Below are 22211 nucleotides of genomic sequence, written 5' to 3' on the forward strand. Positions count from 1 at the left end.
GATTCACAATGGCACGAACTGGCCCTAACAACTCAGGCCTGAGGGTACTGGTGTGGCTCGGCGTAGTCCTCGCCGTGCTGACCGCCGTCCTGGCCGGCGGCACCCTTGCCGGACAGGCAAGCTGGGCACCCAAACTGGCACTGGACCTCGAGGGTGGCACCCAGATGATCCTGGCGCCCAAGGTTGAGGGCGGTTCGGACATCAATGAAGAGCAGCTCAACCAGGCCGTGGCCATCATCCGCCAACGTGTGGATGGTTCAGGTGTTGCCGAAGCGGAAATCAGCACGCAGTCAGGCCGCAACGTAGTGGTCAGCCTTCCGGGTACACCCACGAAGGAAACCCGCGACCTGATCCAGGCCTCCGCGGACATGAACTTCCGTCCCGTATTGCTGAACGGCGACGGCGCGCCCGTCCCAACGGAATCCCTCACCCCCGAAGACCAGCTTCCGAAGCCCACGGCGGAGCCCGCCAACGGCAGCGATATCAACTGGATCACCGCGGACATCTACCGGCAGTTCGAAACCATGGACTGCAACAATCCTGCGCCGGAGAGCCCGGAAGCCTCCGATCCCACTAAACCCCTGGTTACCTGCGAACCGGCAACAGAGACCACGCCGGCCATCAAGTACATCCTGGGTCCAGTGGAGGTCAAGGGCGGCAACATTGTCACGTCCTCCTTCCAGCTGCAGCAGGGTGCGCAGGGCGCTGTGACCAACGACTGGGCCGTCAACATCCAGTTCGACGACGAAGGCACCGCCAAGTTCAAGTCGGTCACCGAACGCCTGAACCAGTTCTATGTGGCAGCCGGCGGCGAAACCGGCAACGACCCCAAGGCTCAGTTCGCCATCGTTCTCGACGACCAGGTCATTTCCGCGCCGCGCTCCTTGGCCGTCATCACCGACGGACGTCCGCAGATCACCGGCGGATTCACCGAACAGACCGCCAAGGTCCTTTCCGACCAGCTTCGCTTTGGTGCACTGCCCATCAGCTTCGAGATCCAGAGCGACCAGCAGATCTCCGCCACCTTGGGTGGCGAACAGCTCCGTATGGGCCTCCTTGCAGGCATCATCGGTTTGCTCCTGGTGGTGGTCTACTCACTCTTCCAGTACCGGGCCTTGGGCCTGGTGACCATTGCATCGCTGGTGGTGGCCGGCGCCCTGACCTATCTGGCCATCGCCCTCCTGGGCTGGACCGAAAACTACCGGCTTTCCCTGGCCGGCGTGGCTGGCCTCATCGTCGCCATCGGCCAGACCGCTGACTCGTTCATCGTCTACTTTGAACGCATCCGCGATGAACTCCGCGAAGGCCGTGGATTGGTCTCCGCGGTGGAGAACGGCTGGAAGCGGGCCAAGCGCACTGTCCTGGCCTCCAAGGCCGTGAACCTGCTGGCCGCGCTGGTGCTTTACTTTGTGGCCGTCGGCAACGTCCGCGGGTTCGCTTTCACGCTGGGTCTGACGGCCATTGCCGACCTCATCGTGGTCTTTATGTTCACGCACCCGACGCTGCAGCTCCTGGCGCGCACCAAGTTCTTCGGGGAGGGCCACCGGCTCTCCGGCCTGGATCCCAAGCGGCTGGGTGTTGTGCCGCTCTACCGCGGCGCCGGGCGCCTGCGCACGCCGGAGGCCAAGCCGTCCGTGGTCCGCGCCAAGAACACCGGCGCGGCGGCCGAGGCTGAACGACGCATGACCATCGCAGAACGCCGCCTCGCGGAAAAGCAGGAGCAGCTCACCGGCTCCTCCAAGAGCGCAGCCAAGGAGAACAAGTAATGTCCAGCAGCTTCGCCAATTTCGGCAACGAGCTCTACACCGGGAAGCGCTCCTACAACTTCGTCGGTGCCAAGAAACTGTGGTTCATCATCGCGGCGGTGGCGGTGGCGCTGTCCATCCTCATTCCGGTTGCCAAGGGTGGCTTCAACCTTGGCATCGAATTCCGCGGCGGTTCGGAGTTCACCGTCTCCAACGTGCAAAGCACCGACTCGGCCCTTGGTGAAAAAGTTGTCGAAGACGTTGTGGCCGGCAGCGTTCCGCGTGTCGCCAATGTCGCCGGTACCACCATGCGGATCCAGACGGACAAGCTCACGGATGACGAGACTCTCCGGATCAAGGAAGGCCTCACCTCGGCCTACGGCGTCACTAACAACGAGGTGACATCAACCTTTATCGGACCCACCTGGGGTGCGGATGTCACCAAGCAGGCCCTGATTGGCCTGATCGTCTTCGTGGCCCTGGCCGCGGTGCTGATGGCGCTGTACTTCCGGACCTGGAAGATGTCACTGTCTGCAATGGCTGGAATGCTGGTGACGATGATGATCACCGCCGGCGTGTATGCCCTCAGTGACTTCGAGGTGACGCCCTCAGCCATCATTGGGTTCCTGACGGTGCTCAGCTACTCCCTCTATGACACGGTGGTGGTCTTCGACAAGATTCGTGAGAACACCGCGGATCTCGATGCGTCCACGCGCCGTACTTTCGGTGAGGAAGTCAACCTCGCCGTCAACCAGACCCTGGTGCGTTCCATCAACACCATGATGGTGGCCATTCTCCCGGTCGGTGCCATCCTGTTCATCGGGGCCGGCCTGCTGGGGGCCGGCACGCTGCGCGACCTGTCGCTGGCACTGTTCGTCGGAATTCTGATCGGTACGGCGGCCACGATATTCATCGCTGCCCCGATGTATGCCTGGCTGCGCCAGAACGAACCTGACCTGGTGAAGCAGGCGAAACGCGTCGAACACCGCAGGTCCGCCAACAACGCCCGGACCGAAGAATCGGCTGAGCCCGCAGAGGCCTGACCTTTTGCATCAAAGCGGGCCGGGCGGCGTCGGAATACCGACGTCGCCCGGTCCGTTTCGCATTCAGGCGCCGGTTACATAAGTGAACTGGCGGGGGAATAGACTGGGGTAATTAAACAGTCGTGAGGGGTGCTTCATTGGAAGAACGTTCGGCGTCGGTGCCAGCGGCAGGCGGGGATAACAGTCCGGGACACGGAGTTCAGACCGGACTGACCGCTTCCGCACGCCCGGCGCCAGTTGTTCCCGTGGACAAATCGGGCGCCCGCCCTACATTTCCCGGACGCCGCGAACGTACCCGCTCCCGTCTGGCCCGGCTGACCGGCCGCGGCACGGCAACCTATTCGCCCATTCTTGAGCCGCTGCTGCGTACCGTCCGTGCGAACAACCCAAAAGAAGATTTTGATCTCATCCAGCGCGCCTTCGAGGTGGCTGAGCAGAGCCACCGTGGGCAGAAGCGCAAGAGCGGTGATCCCTACATCACCCACCCCGTGGCCGTAGCCACCATCCTCGCTGAGCTGGGCCTCAGCGGAACCACACTCGCCGCGGCACTGCTGCACGACACGGTCGAGGACACCCCTTACACACTGGCGGACCTCAAAAGGGACTTCGGTCCCGAGGTTGCCATGCTGGTGGACGGCGTCACCAAGCTGGACAAAGTCAGCTTTGGTGAAGCCGCGCAGTCCGAGACCGTCCGCAAGATGGTTGTGGCCATGGCCAAGGACATCCGGGTCCTGATGATCAAGCTCGCGGACAGGCTCCACAACGCCAGGACCTGGCGGTTTGTCTCCGCGGAGTCATCGGCACGAAAAGCCCGCGAAACCCTGGAAATATTCGCGCCCCTGGCCCACCGGCTGGGCATGAACACCATCAAATGGGAGTTGGAGGACCTGTCCTTCGCGGCCCTCTATCCAAAGGTCTATGAGGAAATCGTCCGGATGGTGGGCGACCGCACCCCGGAACGGGAGAAAAGCCTCGGCGTCATCCGGGACCAGATCACTGAGGATCTCCGTACTGCCCGGATCAAGGCCACCATCACCGGCAGGCCGAAGCACTATTACTCGATCTACCAGAAGATGGTCGTCCGGGACAAGGATTTCGACGACATCAACGACCTCATGGGCGTCCGTGTACTCGTCGATTCGGTCCGGGACTGTTACGCCGCCCTGGGCACTATGCATTCGCGCTGGAACCCGCTGCCGGGGCGGTTCAAAGACTACATCGCCATGCCCAAGTTCAATATGTACCAGTCGCTGCACACCACGGTGATCGGACCCGGCGGCAAGCCCGTGGAGATCCAGATCAGGACCCACGAAATGCACCGCCGTGCTGAGTACGGTGTGGCCGCCCACTGGAAGTACAAGGATCAGCCCAGCCGTACGGCTGTCGGGCCGGGCAGCCCCCGCGACGGTGACATGGGCTGGCTGAGGTCCCTGGTGGACTGGCAGCAGGAAACGTCCGATCCCGGGGAGTTCCTGGACTCGCTGCGGTTTGAGATCAATGCCCGCGAAGTCTTTGTCTTTACCCCCAAGGGTGAGGTCATGGCACTGCCCGCCGGATCGACTCCGGTGGATTTTGCCTACGCCGTCCACACCGAAGTGGGACACCGCACCATCGGCGCACGGGTCAACGGCAAGCTTGTGCCCTTGAACAGCGAGCTAAACCACGGTGACTGGGTTGAGATCTTTACCTCCAAGGCCGAAGGTGCCGGGCCCAGCCAGGACTGGCAACACTTCGTCAAGAGTGCCCGCGCCCGGAACAAGATCCGTCAGTGGTTCAGCAAGGAACGGCGCGAAGAAGCAATCGACCGCGGCAAGGAACTGCTGACCCGCGCCATGCGCAAGCAAAACCTGCCCCTGCAGCGCCTGATGACGCACGAGGCCCTCGCGGCGGTAGCCGCAGAGTTCAAGTACCTTGACATCTCGGGCCTCTACGCCGGCGTGGGCGACGGTCATACGTCAGCGCAGTCGGTCATGGAGAAACTCGTTCAAAGCCTGGGCGGCAACGAGAGCACTGACGACGACATCACTGAAGTCAGCATCCCCACGCAGGTGGCCAAAACCAAGTTCTCCGATTCCGGCGTGGTGGTGCGCGGCGTTGGCGATGTCTGGGTGAAGCTCGCGCGCTGTTGCACGCCCGTTCCGCCGGACCCGATTCTCGGCTTTGTCACCCGCGGCTCCGGTGTTTCGGTGCACCGCACGGACTGCACCAACATTTCGGATCTCCGGGACCAGCCCGACAGGATTGTCGAGGTGGACTGGGCACCCACCCAGTCAAGTGTTTTCCTGGTGGAGATCCAGGTTGAGGCGCTGGACCGGAAGTCCCTGCTCTCCGACGTCACGCGTGTGCTGTCCGAGAACCACGTCAACATTCTGGCGGCAAGCGTGAACACCTCCACCGACAGGGTGGCCATCTCCAGGTTCGCCTTCGAGATGGGCGACCCCAAGTACCTCAGCCACGTTCTCAGTGCCGTGCGGCGCATCGACGGCGTGTTCGACGTCTACCGGACCACCGGTAACAAGCGCCGGAGCTAGCAAGGCCAGCTTTTCCAGTGCGGCCCGTTTGTGGGGGACCCGCGGGCTGGCCTCAATGGCCAGAATCAGCAGGCGCAGCCGCACGTCCCGCTCCGGACGGGCCAGCAACCCCGCCAGTGCTGGCAAGGCCCGGTGGGCGTCGACATGCAGGGCGATGTCGACGGCGGTGCGGAGTGGACTCGACACCATCAGCCCGCCCATGCTGACAACGTCGAACGGACCAAGCCGGACTTCATGGAGCGTGCAGCCCCTTGTGTTGCGGAGGCTCGAAATCCGCCGCTTCGCATCCACAAGCAAGGCCAGCCGGTCCGGTTCAGCCGCACAGCCGTAGATCCAGGCCGCCGTCATCCGCCCGGCCACCACGCGCTGCCTGACGGCCGCCGGAACCGCGTTGGCCACCGTTCTGGCCCGCACCTGGGGTGACGCGGGAGCATCCGGCAACGTGAAGCCGTGCTGGTGGAACTGCGCCAGGACACCGTCCGCTGCCAGCGACTGGAGTTCGGGCCACGCGAAAGGCTTGCCGGGCGAATACAGGTCCGGGTATTGGGGTGGTGGGGAGGTGGCCATCCCTCCATCCTGCCGCGTCTTCCCTTAATGCGCACAGGCCCGGTCCCGGTTATGTGGATAACCGGGGCCGGGCCTGTGCGTCCTCCGACAGACGCCTGATGAAGGCGTCCTCAAACTACTTGCTAGGAAAGCTCGCTGGCCGAGCGCTGGATCTGGTCCAACCAGGCCTGCCTCGCCTCGAGGGCTTCGCGGGCCCCCTTGATCTTGCGCTGGTCGCCGGCTTTCTCGGCCTTGGCGAGATCGTCCTGCAGGCCGGAAATGGCTGCTTCCAGCTGCGACAGGGCGCTGTTGGTGCGGGCCTTCGTCTCAGGGTTGGAGCGCTGCCAGTTTTCCTCTTCGGCGTTGCGGACTGCGTCCTCCACCTTGCGGAGGCCGGCTTCGATGCGGCCCATGTCGGCGCGGGGCACCTTGCCGGCTTCTTCCCAGCGGTCCCGGACAGACTGGAGCGCCTTCTTCGCCGCGGCCAGGTCCTTGACCGGCAGAATGCTGTTCGCTTCGACGAGGAGCGCTTCCTTCACCGTGAGGTTGGCGGCGTATTCCTGGTCGATCTCCTCATTGGCTGCCTGCCGGTGCGTGAAGAACACATCCTGCGCGGCACGGAAACGGGCCCAGAGGGCGTCGTCGTCCTTGCGGCTGGCGCGCGGTGAGGCCTTCCATTCATCCATGAGCCGGCGGTATTCGCCGGCCGCAAAGCCCCAGTCGGTGGACGAGGACAGAGCCTCGGCTTCGGCGATGAGCTTCTCCTTGGCCGATTTTGCGGCCGAGTTGGTGCTGTCCAGCTGGGAGAAGTACGCGCGGCGGTGACGGTCGAAAACTGTGCGGGCGGCACGGAACCGCTTCCACAAGGCGTCCTCGTTGCTGCGGCCAAGCCGGATGCCGCCCTTCTGGGCTGTCTTCCAGCTTTCAAAAAGATCGTTCATCCGGGCGCTGGAGGTCTTCCATTGGATCTGTGCGGGATCCTGCCCCGAGATCTCTTCGGCTTCGGCCACGATGGCCTCGCGGGCCGCGAGCTCGGCGGAGCGAACGGCGTCGTGTTCTGCCTTCTCTGCCTTTTCGAGTTCTGCGATCTGCACGGAAACAGCGTCGAGCCGCGCTTCGGTGGAACGAAGATCTCCCACCATGTTCCGCTCCGCCAGCTGCTCGCGCAGGTGCGTGACGGTCTTCTGCATATCGGTGCTGGGCGCCTTGGAGCTGATGCGCTGTTCCAGGAGCAGGACCTGCGCAACTATGTCGTCATGCTTCCGCGCGAAGTAGGCAAGGGCTTCGTCATTGCTGACGCCGGGGTACTGGCCCACCGGGTGCTCATCGCCGTCGATCGTCAGGAATACGTGGCCGTCACCCTCGACACGGCCCCACTTTGCAGCTTCCGCCAGCGAAGTCGCGGAGGCGACGGGTGCCGGTGCTGCCACAGGTGCGGCTGCTGCCGGCTTGGGCCGGGCAGCGAAGGCTGCCGGTGACGGGGCGGGTCGAGGTGCCGGAGCAGGCACCGGAGCCGGGGCTTCTTCAGCCGCGCTCTCGCCTTCAGCCGCGCTCTCTTCAACCGGGGCGGCCGGGACCTCGGCACGTTCGGCCTGGAGGCCCACGCTCTCTGGATCCACGTCCGCTTCAGTTGCGGTTTCGTCAACCGTGGCCTGTTCGGCGGTTGCCTGGACAGCGTCTGCCTGGTCAGCCACGGGGGCCGCTACCTCGGTCAGGTCTGCTGCTGTTTCGTCGGATTTCTGACTGTCTGTCACCGCTAAAAGTCTTTCGCTTGGAGGGAAATACTCACGTACTGCACCGCGGCCGTAACGGCCTGGCTTCCTACTTCAGAGAAACCGAGTCTATCGTGACTGGTTGCACAGGTGCGCCGTCTGATGCGCTGGAGCCGGGCTTGATTCCCGCGGCGGCAATGGCGTTGACTGCTTCCATTCCAGAGGTCACCTTGCCCACCACCGTATAGCCCCCGGCAGAGTCGGCGGGAATCACCGTGTCTTTGTAGACCACAAAGAACTGCTTGCCGTTACCGTAGGCGTTGTCGCCGGACCGGGCGATGGCAATCGTGCCCGCAGGGTAGATGTTGTCTGCCGGGGTGTTTTCGAGGGGACCCCAGGTGTACTCGGGGTCGGCAGCAGCGGTGGCGCCACCGCACTGCAGGAGTCCGAAGGTGTCGCCCGTGGTCAGCCGGTGGCACGCGCTGCCGTTGTAGAAGCCATCGTCCGTCAATGCTTTGAAGACCGCGGCAGCCTGGGGTGCCTTGGTACCGTCGATTTCGACGCCGAGCACGTTCCCGTTCAGTGCCAATTCACCGGTAAACACCTTCCCGGCGGCAGTGTCCGGGGCCGGGATGTTCGCGCCGTTCGTGGCCGGCGCGGAAGGCGTGGGGGAGTCGGTTGGGCTGGTCAGGCCGGCCTCCGCGGCGGCGAATTCCTCTTCGGTGGGATTGCCGGCAAAGGCAGTGAACTGAAGCACGACGGCGAGCAGGACGGCGGCGGTTCCGGCGCAGGCGGCGATGAGGTTGTCGCGCTTGCGGCGTTTCTCCTGGTCCCGCCGCAGCTCGCGCTTTGCCTCCATCTGCTGGATGCGCCGTTTGGCTTCGCGGGCGTTGCGTGGACTGGCCGCCAATGGTCCTCCTTGTATCGGGCCGCGTCCGGTAGGAACTGAATCCGGAGGCGGTTGTCTGCCGGCAGCCTTGCGGCGCCGGCCGCCGTATTAGAGATGCCGGCGGATGACGCATAAACTGACTGCCGCACATAGTTTATGCATGAGTTGCCGGACTGCCGCCGTTCCCCGCCCGTTTCGGGCGGAATGCCGGGCAAAGTCCCAGGCACCCTTCATCAAGAGGAGAACATCCACCATGGCACGCACAGCCTCCCTGTCCGGATTCCCCGAGTGGCTTCCTGAGGAGCGGCTGGTGGAGCTGCACGTGCTGGACACCCTTCGCAAGGTTTTTGAGCTGCACGGCTTCGCGTCCATCGAGACCCGTGCCGTGGAAACCGTGGGCCAGCTGCTGCGCAAGGGTGAGATTGATAAGGAGGTCTACGGCCTCAGCCGCCTTCAGGACGACGATGCCGACACCTCCGACGCGGGCAAGGCCGGCAAAGCTGACCCCAACGCCCTCGCGCTCCACTTCGACCTCACTGTGCCTTTTGCGCGGTACGTCGTTGAGAACGCCGGGTACCTGGCGTTCCCGTTCCGGCGCTACCAGATCCAGAAAGTCTGGCGCGGGGAGCGCCCGCAGGAAGGCCGGGCCCGCGAATTCACCCAGGCAGACATCGATGTGGTGGGCGACGGCGAGCTGCCGTTCCGCTATGACGTGGAGATTGCCCTGGTCATTGCCGAAGCCTTGAGCGCACTGCCGATTCCGGACTTCCGCCTCCGGATCAACAACCGCAAGCTTGCCGAAGGCTTCTACCGCGGCATCGGCCTGGATGACACCGCCGGTGTGCTCCGCAGCATCGACAAGCTGGAAAAGATCGGCGCAGCCAAGGTCGCAGATCTGCTCAAGACCGAACTGGGTGCTACTGATGACCAGGCGCAGGCCGCGCTGAAGCTGGCAGGAATCCGTACCGAGGACACCTCGTTTGTGGCCCAGGTCCGTGCGCTCGGCGTGACGAACGACCTCCTTGAGGAGGGCCTGAATGAACTGGAACAGGTGATCGAAGCGGCCGTGCAGCGCGCGCCGGGCAAGGTTGTTGCCGATCTCAGCATCGCCCGCGGCCTGGATTACTACACCGGCACGGTGGTGGAGACGGTCCTGGTGGGCCACGAACAGCTCGGTTCCATCTGCTCCGGCGGCCGCTACGACGCGTTGGCGAGCAAGGGCAACCGCAAGTTCCCCGGCGTCGGCCTCTCCATCGGTGTGACGCGGCTGGTTTCGCGCATCCTGAGCCAGGGCCTGGCCAAGGCCTCCCGTTCGGTGCCCACCGCCGTGCTGGTGGCGCTCACCACTGACGACAGCTGGGGTGCCGCGCAGGACGTTGCCGCCCAGCTCCGCAGCCGGGGCATCGCCACCGAAGTCGCTGCCAAGGCCGAGAAGTTCGGCAAGCAGATCAAATTCGCGGACCGCCGCGGGATCCCGTTCGTCTGGTTCACCGACGACGACGGCAAGCACCAGGTCAAGGACATCCGGTCCGGCGAGCAGGCCGACGCCGATCCCGCAACCTGGACGCCGCCGTCGGAAGACCTTAACGTCCAGGTCACAACAGTCCAGGTGCCAGCGGCAGCAGCCCAGCCGGCCTGACCGACCCGGTGTTGGCGGCAGCTAGCGGCGCAGCCGAAGCACCACGAACCGGCCGGCCGCGCCGACGGCCAGCACGGCGGCCATCCCCAGCACCGAGACGTGCGGCAGCGTGAAAGCCAGCAGCAGGCAGCTGATGAAGCCAACCACATTGAGCCACCTCGGACCGTGGGCCGGGTGCTCCTCCAGGGTGTACGCCGCGGCGTTCGTCACCGCGTAGTAGATGAGCACACCGAAGCTGGAGAACCCCACCACCGTCATCACGTCAGTGGTCAGGATCAGGAAGATCACGACGGCGCCCACCGCCAGTTCCGCCACGAACGGCACCGTGTGCTTGCCGCCCACTCGTGCCAGGGGCGCCGGCAGATCGCGTTCCCGCGCCATGGCCAACGTTGTGCGGCCCACTCCCGTGATGAGCGCAAGCAACGCACCTAGGCACGCCGCTGCCGCGCCGGCCTGAACCACCGGCGCACCGGCGGCGAGTTGCGAATTGACCACAGCGTCCAGCAGCGGGGCCGTGGTGGCGGCCAGCTTGCCTTCGGTCAAGTGGTTTTGGAGCAGCAGCGCCAACGCCAGGTAGATGACGAAGGCGCCGGCGAGGGCAGCCAGGATCGCACGCGGAATGGTCCTGGCCGGATCCTTGACTTCCTCTCCGAGGGTGGCGATGCGCGCATAGCCGGCGAAGGCGAAGAACATCAGGCCGGCGGCCGGCAGCACGCCACTAAAGCCGGCGGTAGCTCCGCCGTCGGACGTTCCGCCTGCCGAAAAGTCCGCAGGATGCGGCCCCACGATGGCGGCAGCGGCAACAAACACCAGGGTGGCCAGGACAACGCACAGCAGGATTCTGGTCAGGAGTGCTGTGCGGGTAATGCCAAACAGGTTCACGGCGGTCAGCGCCACCACCGCAGCGATGGCAACCGGCACCGCGTAGCCCGGTGACACATAGTGGCCGAACGTCAGGGCCATGGCGGCGCAGGAGGCCGTCTTGCCGCTGACAAATCCCCAGCCGGCCAGGAAACCGCGCCATTCCCCCAGGCGCTTCCGGCCGTACACGTACGTTCCGCCGCTGGCCGGATACCGTGCAGCCAGTTCCGCGGAGGCCACCGCGTTGCAGTAGGCCACGGCACCCGCGATCAGGACCGAAAGGACCAGGAAATTTCCGGCCAGGCCCGCGGCGGGGGCGAAGACCACAAAAACGCCGGCCCCGAGCATGGAGCCCAGGCCGATGGACGTGGCGTCAAACACGCCGAGCCTCCGTTGAAGCTGCTGGTGTTCGGGCATGGGGGAGTCGCGCCTTTCCAGCGGGTAAACTCAGACGGGATTGTTCCCGGAACGATCCTATGCAGTTTTATCTTTTGTTTTCCTGCTGTCGTCTTCAGAAAGGCGTGCTGTGCTGCGCACACATGACCTCGGATCCCTTCGCTCCGAGCACATTGGACAAACCGTAACCCTGGCTGGCTGGGTGGGCCGCCGTCGTGATCACGGTGGTGTTGCATTCGTGGATCTGCGCGATGCGTCCGGCGTGGCCCAGGTTGTGGTCCGTGAGGAAGAGGTCTTCCATGGCCTGCGCAACGAGTACGTCCTGCAGATCACCGGCACCGTCTCCAAGCGCCCGGAGGGCAACGAGAACCCCGCTCTGGCCACTGGCGCCATCGAGGTCATGGCGGACAAGGTGGTTATCCTCAACACCTCCGATCCGCTGCCGTTCCAGATCGACGAGCACGTGGAGGTCGGTGAGGAAGCCCGCCTGAAGCACCGCTACCTCGACCTGCGCCGCCCCGGCCCCGCCCGCAACCTCCGGCTGCGCTCCGAAGCCAACCGGATTGCCCGTGAACTGCTCCACCAGGACGGTTTTGTCGAGATCGAGACCCCCACGCTGACGCGTTCGACGCCGGAAGGCGCCCGCGACTTCGTGGTCCCCGCCCGCCTGGCGCCGGGTTCCTGGTACGCACTGCCGCAGTCACCGCAGCTTTTCAAGCAGCTCCTGCAGGTGGGCGGCTTCGAGAAGTACTACCAGATCGCGCGCTGCTACCGCGACGAGGACTTCCGCGCCGACCGCCAGCCCGAATTCACCCAGCTGGACATCGAAGCCAGCTTCGTGGACCAGGACGACATCATTGCCCTGGGCGAAAACATCGTCAAGGCGCTGTGGAAGCTGATCGACGTCGAGATCCCCACGCCCATCCAGCGCATCACCTACGCAGACGCCATGGCGCGCTATGGCTCGGACAAGCCCGATCTCCGCTTCGGCGTGGAATTGACTGAGCTCACCGAATTCTTCAAGGACACCGGATTCGGCGTCTTCAAGGCCCCGTATGTCGGCGCCGTGGTGATGCCCGGCGGCGCTTCCCAGCCGCGACGCACCCTGGACGGCTGGCAGGAATTCGCCAAGCAGCGAGGCCACAAAGGCCTGGCCTACGTCCTCTTCAAGGAAGACGGCGAACTGGCCGGCCCTGTTGCCAAAAACCTGAACGAAACCGAGCGTGCAGGCCTCGCCGACGCCGTGGGCGCCAAGCCGGGCGACTGCATCTTCTTCGCCGCCGGTGAGAAGTCAGCGGCCCGTGCCCTCCTGGGTGCTGCCCGCGTGGAGATCGGCCACCGCACCGGCCTGATCGACCCCAGCGCCTGGGCCTTCTGCTGGGTGGTTGACGCCCCCATGTTCGAACCGGCCGCCGCAGCGGTGGCGTCCGGCGATGTGGCTGTTGGCGCCGGAAAGTGGACGGCCGTCCACCACGCCTTCACCTCGCCCAAGCCCGAGTTCATGGACACGTTCGACAAGGACCCGGAATCGGCCCTGTCCTACGCTTACGATATCGTCTGCAACGGCAATGAAATCGGCGGCGGCTCCATCCGTATCCACGAGCGTGACGTCCAGGAACGCGTCTTCGAACTGATGGGGCTGGACAAGGCAGACGCCCAGACCAAGTTCGGCTTCCTGCTGGAAGGCTTCAAGTTCGGCGCTCCTCCGCACGGCGGCATCGCGTTCGGCTGGGACCGTGTGGTGGCATTGCTGGCGGGCGTTGAGTCCATCCGCGACGTTATTGCCTTCCCGAAGACAGGCAACGGATACGATCCGCTGACCCAGGCCCCCGCGCCGATCACGGCGCAGCAGCGCAAGGAAGCCGGCGTGGACTTCAAGCCCCAAACGAAAACGGAAGAGCCCAAAAAGGCCGAGTAATCTGAACACCGCAGTCGCGAGGCTCCCCGGGAAACCGGGGGGCCTTTCGCATCGGAAGGGTGGTATGCCATGACAGCTCCAGCTCCAGGACCTGCTCCGGCCCTGCCCGGGCTTGAGGCGCTGATGGATGCCGCCTGGCCGGCCCCGGACCGCGAAGAATCCGACGGCTGGGTGCTTCGCGCGGCCTCCGGCGTGACCCAGCGCGCCAATTCGGTCTGGCCGCGCGAGCCTGAGGGCAACACCCGCCGGCAGCACGAGGCTCTGCGTGCGGCGCGGCTCTGGTACCGCGGCCGGCGCCTGCCGCTGATTTTCCAGGTCTTCGATGATCCCCGCTCCACCGGACTGAATGCCATCCTCGACGGGGAAGGCTTCACCCGGCAGTCCGAAACACTGGTGATGTGCCGGAGCAACGGCGTCCAGGCGGCGGACCAACCTGCGCTAACCCATCCTGCGGCGGCCCAACCCGGCGTCGAGATCTCCACGGTCCCCAGCGATGAGTGGCTGGAGCTGCGGTGGAGCGTGGACGGCCGCGGCGGCCCGGCCGAGCGCGAGACCGCACGCAGCATCCTGGCAGGCTGCCCGTCGCTCTATGCGCTGGTGAGGTCCCACGACGGCGTTCCCGCCGCCGTCGGCCGGCTCGCTCTCCCTCCCGCCGGGGAAGCAACAGGGGGTTGGGGCGGGCTGTACTGCATGGCCACCCGCCCGGACGCCCGGCGGCGCGGCCATGCCCTGCGGATCATGCAGGCACTCTTGTACGAAGGCGCCGTCCGGAACCTGGCCGGCTACTGGCTGCTGGTCACCGCAGCAAACTCCTGGGCCCAGCAGCTCTACGCCAAGGCAGGATTCCAGGAAGCCTGCCGCTACCTTTACCGGCAGGAACGGCCCAAGCGGCACCTGACCGGCTGTTGACGGTGTTTGCGGCGGCTGCAATGCACGGGCGCATCCACGGCAGGGGTTCATCAAGGGCTCAGGTACATCATGGCTCCGGTACATCAACGCTTATCCCAAGGGGTTCGCGCCCGTCAGGTGGCCCGGTGGCGCCGGCGATCATCACCTTTTCGCCTGCGATCCCGATGGCGTAAACACGGAGATCCTCCTGTTCGAGTGCGGTGTGGTCCACTGTCCGGGCCGCAAACTCCCTGCCGTCGCCGCTGACCATAAGAACGGGCGCGTGTGATGGCGTGGCCGCCCTTGGGTTGCCAGCAGCACAAACCCTTCGCCGTTAGTGGCCAGCCGGGGGGGAAGGCCACCTCCTGATCGGAGGACGGAGCATCCAGGTCGGTTCCGTGCTCCCAGGTCAGTCCGTTGTCGCCGCTGGAGTAGGTCGAATAGCGAACGAGTTTCCCGGTGGAGCTCTGTTGCACCAGGGCCACCGTCCGCGATGGCCCCGCAGTGAGCGACATCGAACGCCTGGACCTGATCCTCGAAGCCGAGGGCGACAGCACCAACCGGTAGAGGCTGGCCAAGCAGGCTGACGTGCTGATGCTGCTCTACGTCCTTGGCGAGAAGGAATTGACGCTCTTTCTGGCCGGGCTGGGCTATGAAGTGTCCGCCGCACAACTCGCCGAGACAGTCGATTACTACCTGGCCCGCACGGCTCACGGCTCCACGCTCAGCCGCGTGGCACACGCTTCAGTGCTAGCCGCGATGGGCACGGAGCGGGCCTGGAGCACTTTCCGTGAGGCGCTGAGCGCTGACCTTCGACGACACCCAAGGCGGCACCACTCACACAGGCATCCACCTTGGCGCCATGGCCGGAACCATCGATGTTATCAGCGCAGCTTTGCTGGCCTCAGAATCACCAGTGATGCCCTTCTTTTCGCCCCAAAAATGCCAAAAGAAATTAGAGTCAGTTTCCTTCCGTGTCCGCTACCGGGACCATCTACTCGCCGTCAACCTCGAACACGGCACGTTGACTGTTTCAGCGGCTCCCGGAGACGCCTCCGCCATTCGGCTGCAGGTCGGCTCCGAACGCGTCCTTCTGGGCGCCGGCGATACACGGCACTTCCCGCTTGTTGCTGGCTAAGGTCTCCCGGCATGTACCTGTCCGGGGCAGGTCCGCTGAATAAGGAACCCGCTGAATCAGGTCCGCTGAATAAGGAACCCGCTGAATCAGGTCCGCTGAATAAAGAACCCGCTGAATAAAGAAACACGACGGCGGGAATCACCTACGGAGAGGGCTTTCCCGCCCGGGGCGAGTGCACCACGAGGACAGGACAGTGCGCGTGGGCGACGCAGGCAGCGCTGACCGATCCGAGCAGCAGGCCGGCAAAACCGCCATGCCCGCGGCTTCCGACGACAAGTAGAGAGGCGCGCCTGCTTCCGCCAACTAACGACGTCCGTGCCGATCCGTGGACGAGCCTGACAATGACATGGCGCGGACGTTCGGGGCCAAAGGCTTCCGCGAGTGCACGCTCCAGATTTTCCTCAGCTTCGCGGGCGAAACCTTCTACCCCCATAGCAAGATAGCCTTCATAACCTGCCGGATACTCCCAGCATCCCCAGGCTTCCAGGCGGGTCCCAAGGGCCAGCGCCAGACGAGTCCCTTGGCGAAGAGCTTCGATGGATGCGTCGGAACCGTCCACGCCGACGATGATCTTCTCCTCAGCGGCTTTGGCCATGATCTTCTCCTCGCGTGCCGTACGTGCACAGGCTTCCTCAAAGCATGTACCCGGCGGTTAAGGACGAACAGGGTCCAAGGTCACGACGCCGGCACAGCGTCCGCATCAACGTCCCGGACCCCACCATGACCTTTGGCCCTAGACGCTACGGCCCACCTGGTGAAGCCTGTCAACGAACCAGACTTCGGCGAATTTGGAGTAGCAGTGACGCAACAAGGGGGTCCGCCCCGATTCGGACTGGATGCAACCGGTCTGAGTTCTGAACGCGCCGCAGCATTGCTCAGGGAGTCGGGGCCAAACGTTCTTCCCACCGCGAAGCCGGTACGGCAGTGGCGGAAGCTCCTGGGCGAGTTGACGCATTTTTTTGCACTGATGCTGTGGTGCGCCGCTGCACTTGCCTTCGTCGGAGGCCTCCCGGAGCTTGGTGTTGCTATCATCGTGGTGGTCGTCGTCAACGGGATTTTCGCCCACATCCAGCAGGAACGTGCCCAGCACGCGGCCGCAAAACTGCGCGCGCTGCTGCCCGCTGACGTCTCCGTCCGCCGGGACGGACACATCCAGAGGGTTCACACCAGTGAACTGGTCCCGGGTGACGCCGTGGTCCTGACAGCAGGTGACCGGGTGCCCGCCGACGTCGTCCTGACTGTTGCCTCCGGCTGTGCCGTGGATGAGTCAATGCTGACAGGCGAGAGTGAAGCGGTAGCTAAGGCCAGCGGCGACAGCGCCTGGGGCGGGACGTTCCTCGTCAACGGAGACGCAGACGCGGTAGTGTCCCACACAGGTGGAAACACGCGGCTTGCCGGAATCTCCGCGCTGACCAGTGGAACAGTATCTCCGCCGACACCGCTGGCCCGTGAGCTGCGCCGGATCGTCCACATCATCGCGACGGTAGCACTGGCCGTCGCCGGGTTCTTCTTCCTCGTGTCCTTGTTGGTAGGCATCCCTTGGCAGGGCGCTTTCCTCTTCGCCATCGGCGTCGCCGTTGCCCTGGTCCCCGAGGGGCTCCTGCCGACCGTCACTCTCTCACTGGCGATGGGGGCCCAACGGATGGCGGCGCGGAACGCCTTGGTCCGCAATCTGGAGGCCGTGGAAACTCTGGGATCCACCACTTTCATCTGTACCGACAAGACAGGAACCCTGACGCAGAACCGGATGAACGCCGTCGAAGTCTTTACAGCCGACGGCCGTGCGAAGGTGACGGGGGAGGGTTACCAGCCGGAGGCCGACATAGAGGGAACCGGGATCTCCGCGGCCACCAGTACCGCGCTCGCGGCACGGGCCGCCTCCCAGGGCAGGGCTGTCCTCCACGGAGTTGAGTGGAGGACGGCGGGGGATCCGATGGAGGCTGCCATTGACGTTCTGGCGCGCCGTCTTTCCGGGTCCGCTCCCGTAGATGCGATGCCTGCGCGGCGGTTCGCGTTTGATCCCCGCCGTCGGCGTGAATCGGCCATTGTCGGCGCCACCCTCTTTGTTAAAGGGGCGCCCGAATCGGTCCTGGCGCTCTGCGGAGAGTCCGCAGGCGCTGCGGCGGAAGAAGTTGAAGCGATGGCTTCCCGGGGGCTGCGGGTCATGGCGGTCGCGATGCGTGAGCTGCCCGGTCCGGTGCAGGACTGGCTGGGGCGCCTTCCCGAGGAGGCTGAAGTGGAGCTCACCCTGCTGGGGCTGATCGCCCTCCACGACCCGCCCCGGCCCGGCGTGGGGGAGGTGATCCAGACTGCCCGCGAAGCCGGGATCAGGGTCGGGATGATCACAGGCGACCATCCCGCCACGGCTGCGGCGATTGCCCGGGAAATCGGTCTGATGGGATCCCCGGAACTGGTTCTGGAAGGATCGCAGTTTCCTGAGGACGAACAGATCCTTGGCGCCTTGCTGGACCGGGATGGCATTGTGGTGAGCCGGGTCTCGCCGGAACAGAAGCTGCGGGTGGCCAAGGCGCTGCAGAGCCGCGGCCACGTCGTGGCCATGACAGGCGACGGCGTCAACGACGGTCCCGCGCTGCAGGAGGCCGATATCGGGGTGGCCATGGGACTCAGCGGAACTGACGTTGCCCGTGAAGCTGCCGATCTGGTGCTCCTGGATGACCACTTCGCCACGATCGTCGCAGCCATCGAACAGGGCCGGACCACGTACTCCAACATTCACCGCTTCCTGACCTACCACCTGACAGACAACGTTGCCGAACTGACGCCCTTCGTCATCTGGGCACTGTCCGGCGGCCAGTTCCCGCTCGCCCTCGGTGTACTGCAGATCCTCGCCCTCGACATCGGCACCGACCTCCTTCCCGCCCTCGCCCTGGGCGGCGAACCGCCAGGAAAAGGTGTGCTGAAGCGGCCACCCGAAAGACGGCATCTGATGGACCGCCGGCTGATGTTCCGGGTGTTCTGCGTGCTGGGTCCCGTGGAAGCGGCCATGGAAATGACGGCGTTTTCCGTGGTGCTGTTCGGCGGCGGGTGGACGCGCGGAGACCCGCAGGATGCCGATCTGGTGATGGCGGCGTCCGGAGCCGCCTTCACCGCCGTCGTGCTTGGCCAGCTGGCCAATGCTTTCGCCTGCCGCAGCGCCACCCTGCCGCCCTGGAAGCAGGGCTGGCTCACTAATCGCCTGCTGCTCTGGGCGGTGCTGGCAGAAATCGGCGCTTTGGCCGTGTGCCTTTACGCAGTGCCTGTTTCCGCCGTACTTGGACACCTCCCGCCGCCGCTCCTCGGGTTCGCCGTTGCGGCTTTGGCTGTTCCCGCGGTGCTGGCAGCCGACTGGGCTTACAAGAGGCTAAGACGGCACGGAACAAAAGCCGGATAGCACCCTTCTCACGCCGGAGTCCGCAGGACCAAAGCCTCTGCTGCTGCCGCGGCTGACCCGGGAGGATCGAGCCATGAATGCAAGGACGACGATGACCGACGTTCACGTGGTGTGGCTGGAAGACGTAGGGATGGGCGATGTGCCCTCCGTGGGCGGCAAGAACGCATCGCTGGGTGAGCTGACACGCTCCCTGATAAGTTCGGGCGTCCGGGTACCGGAGGGCTTTGCCACCACGGCCTCCGCCTACCGGGCGTTCGTCGCCGCCAACGGCATCGAACCGGCGATGCGTGCCTCGATCGATGCATACCGGGCGGGCCGGACAAGCCTGCGGGAAGCCGGCGAATCCATCCGGGAACTCATCCTTGAAGGGCAGTTTCCGCCGGACATCGCCGCCGACATCAGGGAACACTACAGAGCCTTGTCCCAACGGACAGGACAGGCCCGGGCCTCGGTTGCCGTGCGCAGCAGCGCCACGGCAGAGGACCTTCCGGACGCGAGTTTCGCCGGCCAGCAGGAAACCTTCCTTAACGTTGCCGGCGAGCGGGAGCTGATGGAGGCCTGCAGGCGGTGTTATGCCTCGCTGTTCACCGACCGGGCCATCAGCTACCGGGAAATCAAGGGGTTCGACCATCTGGATGTGGCCTTGTCCATCGGCGTGCAGAGGATGGTGCGTTCAGACCTTGGGGCATCCGGGGTGATGTTTTCCATCGACACAGAATCAGGATTCCCGCGCAGCGTGCTGATCAGCGCCGCGTGGGGGCTGGGAGAAACGGTGGTCCAGGGCACCATCAACCCCGATAAGTACCAGGTATTCAAGCCACTGCTGTCCACCACACAATTTGCACCGATCATCGAGAAAACAATGGGCTCGAAAGAACGGAAGATGGTTTACAGCCGGGGCGGGCACGCGCGAACCAGGACAGTTGACACGACAGACCAGGAGCGGCGCTCCTTGGTACTCACCGAGTCCGAGATTTTGACCCTAGCTCGCTGGGCTGTGGCGGTGGAGGACCACTACGGGTGTCCTATGGACATGGAGTGGGCCAAAGACGGGTCCACCGGCGAACTCTTCATGGTCCAGGCACGGCCGGAGACTGTCCAGGCGCGGCGCAGCGGGTCCGTTTTCCGCGTCTACCACCTTCGCGAATCGGGCCCTCGGCTTGTCTCCGGTGCGGCGATCGGTGAATCGATCGCGCACGGCTCCGCCTGTGTGGTCCGGGACGCCCGGGACATCGACAAATTCCGGGACGGCGCCATCCTGGTGACCCAAATGACCGACCCTGACTGGGTTCCCATCATGCAGCGCGCCGCCGGCATCGTTACCGACCACGGCGGCCCGACAAGCCATGCCGCGATTGTGAGCAGGGAGCTGGGCGTGCCCGCCGTGGTGGGGACAGGAAACGGCACCTCGGTCCTTGAGGAAGGAACGCCCATCACGCTTTCCTGCGCGGGCGGTGAGGACGGGGAGGTCTACGAGGGCACCCTCGCTTTCGATGTCGAAGAGGTTGACCTCGGGGCCCTGCCTGCGACCCGGACCGCCGTCATGGTCAACATCGCCAGCCCGTCAGCCGCCTTCCAGTGGTGGCGCCTGCCCGCGGCCGGCGTGGGCCTGGCACGGATGGAATTCATCATCAGCAACCTCATCCGGATCCATCCCATGGCGCTGGTCCATCCCGAACGCGTCACAGACGCCGGCGAGGCTGCACGCATCAGGGAGCTCACGTGCGGCTACACCGACCTGCAGGAATACTTCGTTGACGTCCTCGCCAGGGGCATCGCCAAGATCGCGGCGCCCTATCACCCGCTCCCCGTGATCGTCAGGCTCAGCGACTTCAAAAGCAACGAATACGCACACCTGATCGGAGGCGGCTCCTTCGAAGTTGCCGAAGAGAATCCCATGCTGGGATTCCGCGGGGCCTCGCGTTACTACGACAAGCGTTACCGGGAAGGATTCGCCCTGGAATGCCGGGCGCTGAAACGAGTACGCGAGAAACTCGGATTCTCCAACGTCATTGTCATGGTGCCGTTCTGCCGCACCCTCCACGAGGCAGACCTGGTGATCAAGGTGATGGCAGAAAACGGCCTGGTCCGTGGTGAGGAGGGACTGCAGATCTACATGATGTGCGAGGTTCCCTCGAACGTCATCCTCGCGTCGGAATTCGCCCGGCGCTTCGACGGATTCTCCATAGGGTCGAATGACCTGACACAGCTTGTCCTGGGGGTTGACCGCGATTCTGAACAGCTGGCCGGGCTTTTTGACGAGAGGGACGAAGCGGTCACGTCGATGATCGCAGAGGTTATCGGCAAGGCGCATGCAGCCGGGATCAAGATCGGTATCTGCGGCCAGGGCCCGAGCAACCACCCGGACTTCGCGGAATTCCTGGTGAAGGAGGGCATCGATTCCATTTCGCTCAACCCCGACACGTACCTCAAGACGGTTCCCGTGATCGCTGCGGCCGAAAAGTCCGAAAAGTGACTCGGCTGGGCATTCTCACGAGCGGCGGAGACTGCCCCGGGCTGAATGCGGTGATCCGCGGTGCAGTGCTGAGTGGCGTCATTTCCCACGGGTATGACTTTGTCGGTTTCCGGGACGGGTGGCGAGGGGTGCTTGACGGGGACGTGGTCCCGTTGCCGCGGCACGCCGTGCGGGGACTTTCCCGTCTTGGCGGAACCATCCTTGGTACATCGAGGACCAATCCGCTAAAGGAAGGCGGAGTGGGGGCGGTGCGCGAAAGCCTCAGCCGTCTCGGAGTGGACGGCCTGGTCGCCATCGGGGGAGAGGGCACCCTGGCGGCCGCGCAGGAACTGTCAGACCAGGGAATTAAGGTGGTGGGCGTTCCAAAGACCATCGATAATGACCTCGACGCCACCGATTTCACCTTCGGCTTCGACACCGCGGTCCAGACGGCGACAGAGGCCATCGACCGGCTGCGCACCACGGGGGAGTCGCATCACCGCTGCATGATCGCAGAAGTCATGGGCCGAAATGCCGGCTGGATCGCCCTTCATGCCGGGATGGCTTCCGGCGCCCACGCCATCCTCATTCCGGAACACACGGTTCCGTTGGGGCAGGTTGCCGGGTGGGTGCAGTCCGCACACGACCGCGGGCGGGCACCGTTGGTGGTTGTCGCAGAGGCGTTCGTCCCGGAGGGCCAGGACGCGCCGTACTCGCCCCGCGGCCTGGACACCTTCGGCAGGCCCCGGCTGGGCGGAATCGGTGTGCTCATGGAGCACGAACTGCAGTCGCTGACCGGAATCGAAACCCGGGCGACGGTTTTGGGGCACATCCAGCGGGGTGGCGCCCCCACCGCCTTTGACAGGGTGCTGGCCACACGGCTGGGCATGGCCGCTGTCGAATCCACCGCCACCGGCCGTTGGGGGACCATGGTCTCCCTGCACGGTACCAGCATCGTGAACGTCGGATTTGACGCTGCGCTGGGCCGGCTCAAGACCGTTCCCGAGGACCGTTACCGTGAGGCAGCGGTCCTGTTCGGCTGATCCGTGGCCGGATCCT

15 protein-coding genes and 2 pseudogenes are annotated in these 22211 nt (G+C 64.8%); 11 read left to right on the plus strand and 6 right to left on the minus strand.

Annotated features, from left to right (window positions below):
- Positions 1 to 8: 8 nt before the first annotated feature.
- The 3 genes from secD to NG698_RS10355 all read left to right on the plus strand — a co-directional run bounded on the left by secD (position 9) and on the right by NG698_RS10355 (position 5319).
- The gene (secD, locus tag NG698_RS10345; RefSeq protein WP_058932341.1) at positions 9 to 1766 is read left to right on the plus strand and encodes a protein translocase subunit SecD; all 1758 of its coding nucleotides are present in this window, start codon (positions 9 to 11) and stop codon (positions 1764 to 1766) included.
- Positions 1766 to 2788 (plus strand): protein translocase subunit SecF, encoded by a 1023-nt coding sequence (secF, locus tag NG698_RS10350; RefSeq protein ID WP_252599455.1) that lies wholly within the window; start codon positions 1766 to 1768, stop codon positions 2786 to 2788. Before secD ends, secF begins: the two co-directional genes overlap by 1 nt.
- A 137-nt stretch (positions 2789 to 2925) precedes the next feature.
- Complete coding sequence (locus tag NG698_RS10355; protein ID WP_305884330.1) at positions 2926 to 5319, plus strand: RelA/SpoT family protein; 2394 nt, start codon at positions 2926 to 2928, stop codon at positions 5317 to 5319.
- 108 nt (positions 5320 to 5427) lie between these two features.
- On the opposite strand, the pseudogene NG698_RS22095 reads toward NG698_RS10355, so the two are convergent.
- The 3 genes and pseudogenes from NG698_RS22095 to NG698_RS10370 all read right to left on the minus strand — a co-directional run.
- A pseudogene (locus NG698_RS22095) lies at positions 5428 to 5886 on the minus strand (type IV toxin-antitoxin system AbiEi family antitoxin); the annotation flags it as partial.
- Positions 5887 to 6008: 122 nt separating this feature from the next.
- Positions 6009 to 7619, minus strand: a complete 1611-nt coding sequence (locus tag NG698_RS10365; protein ID WP_252599453.1) for a DUF349 domain-containing protein — start codon at positions 7617 to 7619, stop codon at positions 6009 to 6011.
- 67 nt (positions 7620 to 7686) lie between these two features.
- Positions 7687 to 8487, minus strand: coding sequence for a peptidylprolyl isomerase (locus NG698_RS10370; protein ID WP_252599452.1), 801 nt, complete (start codon positions 8485 to 8487; stop codon positions 7687 to 7689).
- Between the two features lie 232 nt (positions 8488 to 8719).
- Between NG698_RS10370 and hisS the strand changes: the two genes are divergently transcribed.
- On the plus strand, positions 8720 to 10105 hold the full coding sequence (hisS, locus tag NG698_RS10375) for a histidine--tRNA ligase (RefSeq protein WP_252609594.1): 1386 nt from the start codon (positions 8720 to 8722) through the stop codon (positions 10103 to 10105).
- 21 nt (positions 10106 to 10126) lie between these two features.
- Here the strand turns inward: hisS and NG698_RS10380 are convergent, their stop codons facing one another.
- Positions 10127 to 11383 (minus strand): APC family permease, encoded by a 1257-nt coding sequence (locus NG698_RS10380; protein WP_252609596.1) that lies wholly within the window; start codon positions 11381 to 11383, stop codon positions 10127 to 10129.
- A gap of 109 nt (positions 11384 to 11492) precedes the next feature.
- Here NG698_RS10380 and aspS point away from each other — a divergent pair, with 109 nt between their 5' ends.
- Both aspS and NG698_RS10390 read left to right on the plus strand, forming a co-directional pair.
- A complete protein-coding gene (gene aspS, locus NG698_RS10385) occupies positions 11493 to 13280 on the plus strand; it encodes an aspartate--tRNA ligase (protein ID WP_252609597.1) in 1788 nt (595 codons plus the stop codon).
- Positions 13281 to 13349: 69 nt separating this feature from the next.
- Complete coding sequence (locus tag NG698_RS10390) at positions 13350 to 14189, plus strand: GNAT family N-acetyltransferase (RefSeq protein WP_252609598.1); 840 nt, start codon at positions 13350 to 13352, stop codon at positions 14187 to 14189.
- Between the two features lie 67 nt (positions 14190 to 14256).
- Here NG698_RS10390 and NG698_RS10395 read toward each other — a convergent pair whose 3' ends face one another.
- Positions 14257 to 14439: a hypothetical protein gene (locus NG698_RS10395; RefSeq protein WP_252609599.1), complete on the minus strand. Its 183-nt coding sequence runs from the start codon at positions 14437 to 14439 to the stop codon at positions 14257 to 14259.
- A 323-nt stretch (positions 14440 to 14762) separates the two neighbouring features.
- Between NG698_RS10395 and NG698_RS21950 the strand changes: the two are divergent.
- Together NG698_RS21950 and NG698_RS10400 are read left to right on the plus strand one after the other, a co-directional pair.
- Positions 14763 to 14936, plus strand: a pseudogene (locus NG698_RS21950) (hypothetical protein); the annotation flags it as partial.
- A gap of 94 nt (positions 14937 to 15030) precedes the next feature.
- Positions 15031 to 15306, plus strand: coding sequence for a glycosyl hydrolase family 65 domain-containing protein (locus NG698_RS10400; protein WP_252609600.1), 276 nt, complete (start codon positions 15031 to 15033; stop codon positions 15304 to 15306).
- Positions 15307 to 15448: 142 nt separating this feature from the next.
- Here the strand turns inward: NG698_RS10400 and NG698_RS10405 are convergent, their stop codons facing one another.
- On the minus strand, positions 15449 to 15901 hold the full coding sequence (locus NG698_RS10405; protein WP_252609601.1) for a universal stress protein: 453 nt from the start codon (positions 15899 to 15901) through the stop codon (positions 15449 to 15451).
- 237 nt (positions 15902 to 16138) lie between these two features.
- On the opposite strand from NG698_RS10405, the gene NG698_RS10410 reads away from it, so the two are divergent.
- The 3 genes from NG698_RS10410 (at position 16139) to NG698_RS10420 (ending at position 22195) form a co-directional block, all read left to right on the plus strand.
- Positions 16139 to 18697, plus strand: coding sequence for a cation-translocating P-type ATPase (locus NG698_RS10410; protein WP_252609621.1), 2559 nt, complete (start codon positions 16139 to 16141; stop codon positions 18695 to 18697).
- A gap of 91 nt (positions 18698 to 18788) precedes the next feature.
- On the plus strand, positions 18789 to 21173 hold the full coding sequence (gene ppsA / locus NG698_RS10415) for a phosphoenolpyruvate synthase (RefSeq protein ID WP_252609602.1): 2385 nt from the start codon (positions 18789 to 18791) through the stop codon (positions 21171 to 21173).
- Positions 21170 to 22195 carry a 6-phosphofructokinase gene (locus tag NG698_RS10420; RefSeq protein ID WP_252609604.1) on the plus strand — a complete coding sequence of 342 codons (1026 nt, stop codon included), beginning with the start codon at positions 21170 to 21172 and terminating at the stop codon, positions 22193 to 22195. Before ppsA ends, NG698_RS10420 begins: the two co-directional genes overlap by 4 nt.
- The last annotated feature ends 16 nt before the right edge of the window (positions 22196 to 22211 follow it).

This window comes from Pseudarthrobacter raffinosi (assembly GCF_023913735.1).
In the GTDB taxonomy this organism is placed as follows: domain Bacteria; phylum Actinomycetota; class Actinomycetes; order Actinomycetales; family Micrococcaceae; genus Arthrobacter; species Arthrobacter raffinosi.